This window comes from Azospirillum sp. B506 (genome assembly GCF_000333595.1).
Lineage (GTDB): Bacteria > Pseudomonadota > Alphaproteobacteria > Azospirillales > Azospirillaceae > Azospirillum.
This window is the reverse complement of record NZ_BADK01000825.1, coordinates 1-10,574: the sequence shown is the minus strand read 5'-3', so window position 1 is coordinate 10,574 and position 10,574 is coordinate 1. Positions and strand designations below refer to the sequence as shown.

At 67.7% G+C, this 10,574-nt stretch carries 8 protein-coding genes and 1 pseudogene; 5 read left to right on the top strand and 4 right to left on the bottom strand.

The features are described 5' to 3' along the window. Positions 1-39: 39 nt before the first annotated feature. Entirely contained in the window at positions 40-1,062 is a 1,023-nt protein-coding gene (locus I71_RS25715; protein WP_042700568.1) for a Fe(3+) ABC transporter substrate-binding protein, read from the top strand. Between the two features lie 2 nt (positions 1,063-1,064). After that, a complete protein-coding gene (locus I71_RS25710) occupies positions 1,065-2,126 on the top strand; it encodes an ABC transporter ATP-binding protein (RefSeq protein WP_042700565.1) in 1,062 nt (353 codons plus the stop codon). 25 nt (positions 2,127-2,151) lie between these two features. On the opposite strand, the gene I71_RS25705 is transcribed toward I71_RS25710, so the two are convergent. Then, entirely contained in the window at positions 2,152-3,939 is a 1,788-nt protein-coding gene (locus I71_RS25705; protein ID WP_083897403.1) for an ABC transporter ATP-binding protein, read from the bottom strand. A 185-nt stretch (positions 3,940-4,124) separates the two neighbouring features. Here I71_RS25705 and I71_RS25700 point away from each other — a divergent pair, with 185 nt between their 5' ends. Continuing rightward, on the top strand, positions 4,125-5,141 hold the full coding sequence (locus I71_RS25700) for a patatin-like phospholipase family protein (protein ID WP_042700562.1): 1,017 nt from the start codon (positions 4,125-4,127) through the stop codon (positions 5,139-5,141). Positions 5,142-5,149: 8 nt separating this feature from the next. On the opposite strand, the gene I71_RS25695 is transcribed toward I71_RS25700, so the two are convergent. Further along, positions 5,150-5,332, bottom strand: coding sequence for a hypothetical protein (locus I71_RS25695; RefSeq protein WP_042700556.1), 183 nt, complete (start codon positions 5,330-5,332; stop codon positions 5,150-5,152). Between the two features lie 161 nt (positions 5,333-5,493). On the opposite strand from I71_RS25695, the gene I71_RS25690 reads away from it, so the two are divergent. After that, positions 5,494-5,997 (top strand): RT0821/Lpp0805 family surface protein, encoded by a 504-nt coding sequence (locus tag I71_RS25690; RefSeq protein ID WP_042700551.1) that lies wholly within the window; start codon positions 5,494-5,496, stop codon positions 5,995-5,997. Positions 5,998-6,116: 119 nt separating this feature from the next. Further along, positions 6,117-7,997, top strand: coding sequence for a potassium/proton antiporter (locus tag I71_RS25685; RefSeq protein ID WP_042700548.1), 1,881 nt, complete (start codon positions 6,117-6,119; stop codon positions 7,995-7,997). A gap of 1 nt (position 7,998) precedes the next feature. Here I71_RS25685 and I71_RS25680 read toward each other — a convergent pair whose 3' ends face one another. Together I71_RS25680 and I71_RS25675 are read right to left on the bottom strand one after the other, a co-directional pair. After that, positions 7,999-9,672: an iron ABC transporter permease gene (locus tag I71_RS25680; protein ID WP_049976330.1), complete on the bottom strand. Its 1,674-nt coding sequence runs from the start codon at positions 9,670-9,672 to the stop codon at positions 7,999-8,001. A gap of 96 nt (positions 9,673-9,768) precedes the next feature. Then, positions 9,769-10,574, bottom strand: a pseudogene (locus I71_RS25675) (translational GTPase TypA); the annotation flags it as partial.

The following is a 10,574-nucleotide window of genomic DNA, read 5'->3' as shown; positions in this document are numbered from 1 at the left end:
CTCACGAATTGAGAGCTATTCGCAGTCCGGGAGTGATGGATGTTCATCGACAAGATCGCCGGCGTTGCTTTTGCAGTCGGTGCCTTGACCGCTTTTTCGGTTCAGGCACAGGAAGTCAATGTCTATAATTCGCGTCATTACAATACCGACCGCGCGATCTATGAGACCTTCATGAAGTCGACCGGCATCAAGGTCAACATCATTGAAGGCAACCACGATGAACTGATCCAGCGCCTGAAGTCCGAAGGGGCCAGCAGCCCGGCCGACCTGTTCATCACCGTCGATGCCGGCCGTCTGGCCGCCGCTGCCAAGGATGGGTTGCTCGCCCCCGTCAGTTCTGCGCAGCTTGAAGCCATCAAGGTTCCGGCCAACCTGCGCGACCCGGACGGGGCTTGGTGGGGCCTGTCCAGCCGCGCCCGCGTCATCGTCTATGCCCGTGACCGGGTGAAGCCGGAGCAGCTCAAGGATTATGAGGATCTCGCCGCGCCGGAGTGGAAGCACCGCGTCCTGACCCGCAGCGGCACCCATCCCTACAGCCTGGCCCTGACCGCTTCTATGATTGAAACGCTGGGCGAGGAGAAGACCGAGGAGTGGGTGAAGGGGCTTGTCGCCAACCTCGCCCGTCCGCCGCAGGGCGGTGACACCGACCAGATCAAGGCGGTCGCGGTGGGCGAGGGCGACGTTGCCATCGCCAACACCTATTATGTCGGCAAGATGATCACCTCGTCCAAGCAGGAGGACCGCGAGGTCGCCTCCAAGGTCGGCGTGATCTTCCCCAACCAGGGCAACCGCGGCACCCATGTGAACCTGAGCGGCGCCGGAATCGTGAAGACCTCCAGGAACCAGGAGAATGCCCGCAAGCTTCTGGAATATCTGCTGAGTCCGGAGGCGCAACGCCAGTTTGCCGACGGCAACATGGAATATCCGGTCAACCCGGCGGTCCAGCCGCATCCGGAACTGGTGAAGCTCGGCAGCTTCGAGGCGGCCGAGGTGAATGCCGCCTCCTTCGCCGCCCACACGCCGCAGGCTCTGCGCATCATGGACCGTGCCGGCTGGAAGTGACCATGAGCGAGGCTCCTTCTCCTTCAGTCGTCCTGTCCGGCATTACCCACCGTTACGGACGGCTGACCGCGGTCGACGACGTGTCGTTGACGGTCGCCCCGCGCGAAGTGGTGTGCATCGTCGGCCCATCCGGCTGCGGCAAGTCGACTCTGCTGCGTCTGATCAGCGGATTGGAGACGGTGCAGAAAGGGGAAATCACGGTGGACGGGCAATCGCTCGCCACCGCCGGCCGGTCGCTGCCGCCGGAAAAACGGCCGGTCGGCATGATGTTCCAGGACTTTGCGCTGTTTCCCCACCTGACGGTGGCGGGAAACGTCGCCTTCGGTCAGACCGCCCGCCCGCGCGCCGAACGCAGGCGCCGGGTGGAGGACCTGCTGGAGACCATGGCGCTGACCCGCTATGCCGATGCCTATCCGCACACCCTGTCCGGCGGCCAGCAGCAGCGGGTGGCGCTGGCTCGCGCCATGGCGCGCGACCCGAAGGTCCTGCTGCTGGACGAGCCGTTTTCCGCGCTGGACGAGCAGCTTCGCCGCTCGGTGCGGGAACAGGTGGTGCGGATCATCCGCGCCAGCGGGATCGCCACCATCGTCGTCACTCACGACCCGGAAGAGGCGATGGAAATGGGCAACCGGGTGGTGGTGATGGAGGCCGGCCGCATCGTCCAGGCCGACACGCCGGTCAACCTATACCAGCGGCCGGCCAACAGCTTCGTCGCCCGTCTGTTCGGCGAGGTGAACCGCTTTGCGGCGACTGTGCGCGACGGGCAGATCGTTACTCCGCTCGGCCGGATCATGGCGCCCGGCCTGCCCGGCGGGACCAAGGTCGAGGTTGCCTGCCGGGTGGAGGATCTGGAACTGGTGCCGCTCGGCACGCGGCCCGACGCCGTTCCGGTGCGGGTGCGCCATTCCAGCTTCCTCGGGCCGGCGACGCGGGTGTGTCTGGCTTTGCCGGGCGTGGGAGCCGAGATCCACGCGCGCCTCCCGGGGCATGTGGACGTGCGCGCCGGGGAGGAACTGTCCGCCGTCATGCCCGCCGGGCGGGTGATGGTGTTCCCGGCGGAATGAGGGGATGGAGCATCGGGCGGAAGCCTCACGCTCCCGCCCGCACCTCATCCTCACCGAACTGCAGGCGGCATAGCCGGGCATAGGCGCCGTTGGCGGCCAGCAGCGCCTCGTGCGTGCCCTGCTCGATGATGCGGCCGCCCTCCATCACCACGATGCGGTCGGCGTTGCGCACGGTTGCCAGCCGATGGGCGATCACCAGAGTGGTGCGCCCCTCCGTCAGCCGTTCCAGCGCCGCCTGCACCAGACGTTCCGATTCGCTGTCCAATGCACTGGTCGCCTCGTCCAGCAGCAGGATCGGCGCATCCTTCAGGAAGGCGCGGGCCAGCGCCAGACGCTGGCGCTCGCCGCCCGACAGCTTGACGCCGCGGTCGCCGATCACCGTATCGTACCCCTCCGGCAGCTTCGACACGAAGTCATGCGCGGCGGCGGCCTTGGCGGCGGCAATCACATCGTCCATCCCGGCGTCGAGGCGGCCGAAACAGATGTTCGCCCGTACCGTGTCGTTGAACAGGACGGTGTCCTGGCTGACGATCGACACGGCGCCGCGGAGGCTGCGCAGGGTGGCGCCGCGCACGTCCTGCCCGTCGATCAGCACCTCGCCCCCCGTCACGTCGTAGAGGCGGGGGATCAGGTTGAAGACGGTCGATTTGCCGGCGCCGCTGCGTCCGACCAGCGCCACCGTGCTGCCGGCAGGGATGTCGAGGTCGATGGCCTTCAGCGTGTCGGCCCCGGCCTCGTAGGAGAAACGGACGCCGCGTAGCGCCACGGCCCCCTTGGGGACGGAAAGTGGCTTGGCGCCCGGCTGTTCGACGATGGTCGGCTGCTGGTCCAGCAATTCGAAGATGCGTTGGGCGGCGGCCAGCCCCTCCTGCAGGGCGGCATTCAGCGTGCCGATGGCGCGCACCGGCTGGGCTGCCATCAGCAGCGCGCCGACGAAGCCGGAAAAGGCGCCGACCGAGCCTTCGCCCAACGTCATGCGATAGCCGGCGAAGGCGATCACCCCCGCCACCGCGACGCCGCCCAGCACCTCCATCATCGGATCGATGCGCGAGCGGGCGCGAACTGCCTTCATGGTCAGCAGGTAATTGTCGTGGAAGGCGCGGCCGGCGCGGGCACGCTCGTAATCTTCGAGATTGTAGGTCTTGACCATCCGCGCGCCCGACAGGCTCTCGGTCAGCAGCGAGGTCATGTCGCCCATCTGCGCCTGGGTGTCGCGGGAGACGCGGCGCAGGCGCTTGCCGATGCGAACGATGGGCACGGCGGCGATGGGATAGATGATGAAGACGATCAGCGACAGCAGCCAGTCGAGATAGAACATCGACCCGACCAGCGCGATCACCGTCAGGATGTCACGCACCAGACCGGTCAGCGTGCGGCTCAGCGCGTTGCGGATCAGGTCGACGTCGTTGATGAAGCGGGAGGTCAGCGACCCGGTCGGCGTGGCGTGCAGCTGCGCCATGTCGGCGGTCTGCAGATGCGCGAACATCGCCAGCCGGATGTCGGCGATGATGCGCTGGACGATGTCGCTGGTCACCACCGTCTGCGAATAGAGCGACGCGCCCTTGACGATGGTCACCGCGACGATGGCGAGCGGGATCGCCAGCAGCATGCCGCGGTCCTGGGCGGAGAACATGGCATAGGACTGGTCGATCAGCAGCGGATAGGCACCGGTGGTCGCCGCCACCACCGCCATCAGCACGAAGGACAGCAACAGCTTGCCGCGATAGGGCCGAACCCACTCGCGCCACATCCGGGCCGCCAGCCGTTCGGTCGCCGCATCCAGGCGCAGGGGCTTGCCGCTCTTGTTCGTCACGGTCGCATCCGATCTCTTGTCCGATGGGCTCTTGTCCCAGGGGCATGGCTTAGCCCATGGGCTTCTGCTTTGTCCACCGGTCGACGCGGCGGTGCCCCCACCGGTTACAGGCTTCCTTTACCGGTTCCATGCCAAACTGCGGATGATCGTGGCGGCGAACATCGGTGCCGCCGGGGGACGGGGGAATGACGATGCCGAACGGAAGCGGCCTTAACGGTGGCAACAGTGGGGGCGGTGCGCGGCGCCCACGCATCGGCCTTGCGTTGGGCGGCGGGGTGGCGCGCGGCTGGGCGCATATCGGGGTGCTGCGGGCGTTGAAGCGCTATGGCATCGAGGCTGATATCGTCTGCGGTTCCTCGGTCGGGGCGCTGGTCGGCGGCGTCCATCTGGCGGGCAAGCTCGATACGCTGGAAGAATGGGTACGCACGCTGACGCGGATGAAGATCGTCGGTTATCTGGATCTGCGGCTGCGGCAAGGCGGCGGGTTGATCGGCGGCGACCGGCTGCTGGCGGAGCTGCGCCTGCACCTGGGCGACGTGCGGATCGAGGAATTGCCTTGCCCCTATGCCGCCGTCACCACCGATCTGGTGACCGGCCACGAGGTCTGGCTGCAGCGGGGCGAACTGGTCGACGCGATGCGGGCGTCCTTCTCGTTGCCGGGGGTGTTCCCGCCGGTGTCCATCGACGGGCGCTGGATGATCGACGGCGCGCTGGTCAACCCGGTGCCGGTGTCGGCCTGCCGGGCGCTGGGCGCGCAGATGGTGATCGCCGTCAATCTCGCCGGCGACATCCTGGGCAAGGCGCGCAAGCCCGGGACGAATGTGCCGACCGCCGCCGGCTTCGACCTGCTGCGGCTGGTCGAGGACGAGGCGCCGGACCACCGCGCGCCAAGCGGCATCGGCGCCCTGGCGCGGCGGATCTTCCGCCGCGACTATGAAGGGCCGAGCCTGTTCGGTGTGATGGTCTCGTCGCTGGGCATCGTCACCGACCGCATCACCCGGTCGCGGCTGGCCGGCGATCCGCCGGACGTCCACATCGTGCCGCGGCTGGGCCATATCGGGCTGACCGAGTTCGACCGCGCCGACGACTGCATCCGCGAGGGCGAGGCGGCGGTGGAGCGCGTCCTGCCGGACCTGCACGACGCGCTTGCCGTCTTCGCCACCGGCCCGCGCGAAACGACACGCGCGCCGGTGCGCGACTGACCGGTTCCTTAGTGGTCGATGGCGGTGCCCAGTGCCGCACCGCCCAGGCCGCCGATCACGGCGCCGCGGGTGCCATCCACCGCATAACCGCCGGCCGCACCGGCCGCACCGCCCACCACGCCGCCGGTCGAGCAGGCGGCCAGGGAAAGAAGCGCGAACGCCGCACCGATCAGACGAAAACGGGACATCATGCTACCCTCCATGTGTTGACTGTTCGGTCTTAAAACACGCGGGATCGCATTTTGCTTCCATCCTCCCCTGATCTTTTGGCTCTGCCCGTTGGGAGGAACTTCTTCACCTCCTAGGCGTTGACCGGACTTTGACCGTGAAACGTTGATACGGGGGAACTGCCATGCGGACCATCACCAAGAGCCTGCGCGCCACCGCCATCGCCGCAACGGCGGCGCTGTCGCTCGCCGCCTGCCAAACCGGCAACAGCGGCGGCGGGATCGCCGGCATGAACACGACCGAGACGGTCGGCACGCTGGGTGGCGCCGTCGCCGGCGGCCTGCTCGGCTCGCGCTTCGGCGGCGGGGCCGGCAAGCTGGCGACCACCGCCATCGGCACGCTGGTGGGCGCCTATGCCGGCCAGCAACTGGCCCGTCACTTCAGCCCGGCCGACCAGAACCGGGCGTCGGACGCGGAAGAACGTGCGGTCGCCAACAACCAGACCATCACCTGGAACAACCCGCAGTCCGGCAACAGCGGCACCATCCAGCCGGTGCGGACCTATCAGGGCACCGACGGCCAGACCTGCCGCGACTACAATCATACGGTCGTGATCGACGGCAGGACCGAGGTCGCTCGCGGCACCGCCTGCCGACAGGCTGACGGAAGCTGGAGGCTGGTGTCGTAAGCGTACAGCCTATCCGGATGACCGCCTCCGGGTCCTACGCCTTGCGGATGTGGGTGCTTGCCGTCAAAATCAAGGAGTTCCGCCGGATGGCGGCCCGATAAGAACGACGTGCGGGGCTTATGGAGGCGGTCAGCTATATCATCCTCATCGGATCCACCCTGCTGATCGTCAGTGTGCTGACCAGCTACCTCGCTCTGCGGGTCGGTGCGCCGTTGCTGCTGATCTTCCTCGGCATCGGCCTGCTGGCCGGCGAGGATGGGATCGGCCACATCTCCTTCAACGATGCCGGTTCCGCCTTCCTGATCGGGTCGATGGCGCTGGCGGTGATCCTGTTCGAAAGCGGGTTCGACACCAAGCTCGCCAGCTACAAGGCGGCAGCTTGGCCGGCGATGACGCTCGCGACCCTGGGGGTGGCGGTGACCACCGGCGTGGTCGGCGTTGCCGCCCACTATCTGATGGGGCTGGGGTGGGGGGAGGCTCTGCTGGTGGGGGCGGCCTGCAGTTCCACCGACGCGGCGGCGGTCTTCTTCCTGCTGCGTGTCGGCGGCATCACGCTCCGCGACCGCGTGCGCTCCACCTTGGAGATCGAATCCGGCAGCAATGACCCGGTCGCCATCATGCTGACCATCCTGCTGGTGGAGGCGGCGACTCATGGGCTGGCGTCTCCGGTCGCCATCGTGGGGGAACTGCTGCTGGCCTTCACGCTGGGCGGCGTGATGGGGCTGGCCGGCGGCTGGCTGCTGGTGACCTTTATCAACAAGGCGAATTTCGAAGCCGGGCTGAACCCGGTGGTGACGCTGACCTTCGCCCTGTTCATCTTCGCCGTCACCAACGTGATGGGCGGCAGCGGCTATCTGGCCGTCTATGCCGCCGGTCTCTATGCCGGGAACGTCAAGCTGCGCGGGGCGCTGGAACTGCGGCGCTTCCATTCCGGCCTGACCTGGCTCAGCCAGATCGTCATGTTCGTGATGCTGGGCCTGCTCGCCACCCCTAGAGAATTCGGCGGCATGATCCTGCCGGCGCTGGGGGTGGCCTTCGTCCTGATCGTGGTGGCCCGTCCGGTCGCGGTCTGGATGTGCCTGCTGCCCTTCCGCTTCTCGGTGCGGGAAACCAGCTTCATCGCCTGGGTGGGCTTGCGTGGTGCGGTGTCGCTTCTGCTGGCGCTGGTGCCGGTGCTGGGGGAGTTGGAGAACGGTCAGCTGATCTTCAACACCGCCTTCGTCGTCGTGGTCGTCTCGCTTCTGGTGCAGGGCTGGACCATCGGCGCGATGGCGCGGGCGCTGGAGCTGATCGTCCCGCCACGCCGCGGACCGGTGGAGCGCGTGGAGCTTGAGCTTCCCGGCAATGCCGACCAGGAGCTGGTCGCGTACACCGTCCATGCCAAGAGTCCGGCCGCCCGCGGGCAGCGGATGCCGCGCTGGGCCAAGCCGTCGCTGGTCATCCGCTCCGGTGCGGTGGTGCCGCTGCACAAGGCGAAGCCGCTGCAGCCCGGCGACCATGTCTATCTGTTCACGCCGCAGCACCGGCTGGCCCTGATCGACAAGCTCTATGGCGGCAGCCGGGCGCTCGACCAGAACGACCGGGAGTTCTACGGCGATCTGGTGCTGAGCCCCGACGCGACGGTGGAGCAGATTGCCGAGATGTACGGCCTGCCGCTGTCGCTGCCCAATGCCCGCCTGACCTTGAGCGACCTGCTGCGCAACGAGTTCGGCGGCTCCTGCGAATTGGGCGACCGGGTGCGCATGGGCGGGGTCGAGCTGATCGTGCGCGACATGGATGACGACACCATCACTTCCGTCGGCATGGCACTGGAGCCGGCCCGGGTCACCAGCCGGCGCCGGCCGCTCTACCAGCGGATAGCCGACATTGGCGGACGGTTGCGCGGCTGGTGGAACGAGCAATCCTTCCGCCGTTGGAAGCAGCGGGAGAAGCTGCGCGCGCGGCGTCCGGAGACGTTGCCGGCCGCGGAGGCCAAGCACGAGGAGCGTTTGGAAAGCTGACCTAACCGCGATGCCCCGGCCGCGCCGCGGCGATGCTGCGGCTGAGATAGATGACCGGGGCCAGCCCGACCAGCACGATCACCAGGGCGGGCAGGGCGGCGTCGTCCAGCCGCTCGGTCGAGGCCATGCGGAAGGCCTCGATTGCCAGCGTGTCGAAGTTGAAGGGCCGCAGGATCATCGTCGCCGGCAACTCCTTTGTGATGTCGACGAAGACCAGCATGGCGGCGCTCAGCAGGCTGGGGCGCAGCAGCGGCAGATGGACCCGGCGCAGCACCTGCAACGGCGTGTGGCCGAGCGAGCGCGCCGCCCCTTCCAGATTGGGGCCGATCTTGGCGAAGCCGGACTCAAGCGGGCCATAGGCGACGACGAAGAAGCGGATCAGGTAGCCATAGAGGATGCCGGCGATGGTCGTACCGAGGATCGCACCCATCGGCCAGCCGGTCCAGTCGCGCGTCAGCCCGACGGTGATGAGAATGCCCACCGCGATCACCGTGCCCGGCGTGGCGTAGCCGAGCGAGGCGAGACGCGCCGCTCCGGTGGAGAAGCCGCTGCGGTCATGACGCACGCCGTGGATCACCGTCAGGGCCACCGCGACGACCAGCAGCGCTCCGCTGGCGCCAAGGATGAAGGTGTTGACCGTCAGGTCGGTGAAGCGGGCGAGCGTCAGCTCGGTGCCGCCGCGCAGGATCATGCGGACCAGCACGGCAGCGGGCAGCAGGAAGCCGAACAGCACCGGCGTCAGGCAGACGATCCAGGCAACCACCGTGCCGCGGGCCGACAGGCGCGGGGCGGGCAGGGCGCGGTAGCGGCCGGTGGTCTGGTGGAAGCGCATTCTGCCGCGCGACAGCCGCTCCAGCCCGACCAGCGCCAGCACCACCAGCAGCAGGACGGCAGCCAATTGAGCCGCCGCGGCAGGATCGCCCAGCGCGAACCAGGTGCGGTAGATGCCGACGGTGAAGGTGTCGATGCCGAAATAGCGGACAGCACCGAAATCGGCCAGCGTCTCCATCAGCGAATAGCCGACGCCGGCCACCAGCGCCGGACGGGCCAGCGGCAGCGCCACGCGGCGGAAGGCGCCGAACTGGGTACAGCCCAGCGTGCGGCTGGCCTCCAGCACGCAGACCGACTGTTCGAGGAAGGCGGCGCGGGTCAGCACATAGACGTAAGGGTACAGCACCGACGACAGCACCAGCCCGGCCCCCCAGGCGGTGTGGATGTCCGGGAACCAGTAGTCGCCGCGCCGCCAGCCGAAGCTGGCGCGCAGGAAGGACTGCAGCGGCCCGGCATATTGCAGGAAGTCGGTGTAGGTGTAGGCCAGCACATAGGCAGGCATGGCCAGGGGCAGCAGCAGCAGCCATTGCAGGATCCCGCGCCCGCGGAAGTCGTGCATGGTGACGGTCCAGGCGCAGGCGACGCCGGTCACCAGCGTGACGACGCCGACGATGCCTAGCAGGATTGCCGTGTTGAGGATGTAGCCGGGAAGCACCGTCCGTGCCATATGCCCCCACAGATCGGTGGAGACGCCGGCGGACTGGACGAAGACGGCGAGGATCGGCAGGGCGATCAGCAGTGCGAGGATCAGGGGGAAACAGCCCGGTCGGGCCGATGCCTGCCCACAGCTGGCGGGAGTGAAGGACGGGGAGCCGGGGGACTTCGCGTCGGTCGCCATCGCCATGCGGAAACATCCTCGCAGTGTGCAAAAAAAGGCGGCGCCTGCTCCCCGTCAGGGGGGCAAGCGCCGCCGGTACTCTACCCTATATGCGAACCGTTATCAGCTGGCTTCGGCGGCGCGCGAGTGGCGCTTGCGCTCGTTCGGATCGAGGTAGCGCTTGCGCAGGCGGATCGACTTCGGCGTCACTTCCACCAGCTCGTCGTCGGAGATGTAGGACAGCGCCTTTTCCAGGGTCATCTGGATCGGCGGGGTCAGGCGGACCGCCTCGTCCTTGCTGGTGGTGCGGATGTTCGTCAGCTGCTTGCCCTTGATGACGTTGACCTCAAGGTCGTTGCCGCGGGTGTGCTCGCCGATGATCATGCCCTGATAGACCGGCACGCCCGGATCGATCAGCATCGGGCCGCGATCTTCAAGGTTCCACAGGGCGTAGGCCACCGCGGTGCCGTCGCTGTTGGAGATCAGGACGCCGGTGCGCCGCGCCGCGATGGCGCCCTTGAAGGGAGCATAGCCGTGGAACAGGCGGTTCATGATGCCGGTGCCGCGGGTGTCGGTCAGGAACTCGCCCTGATAGCCGATCAGGCCGCGCGACGGGGCGTGGAAGACGATGCGGGTCTTGTTGCCGCCGCTGGGGCGCATCTCGATGAGGTCGGCCTTGCGCTCCGACATCTTCTGCACGACGGTGCCCGAGAACTCCTCGTCGACATCGACGACGACTTCCTCGATCGGCTCCAGGCGCTGGCCGTTCAGCGGATCGGTCTTGAACAGCACGCGCGGACGGCTGATCGCCAGCTCATAGCCCTCGCGGCGCATGGTCTCGATCAGGATGCCCAGCTGCAGTTCGCCGCGGCCGGCCACCTCGAAGGCGTCGCCGCCCTCGGTGTCGGAGATGCGCAGCGCCACGTGCC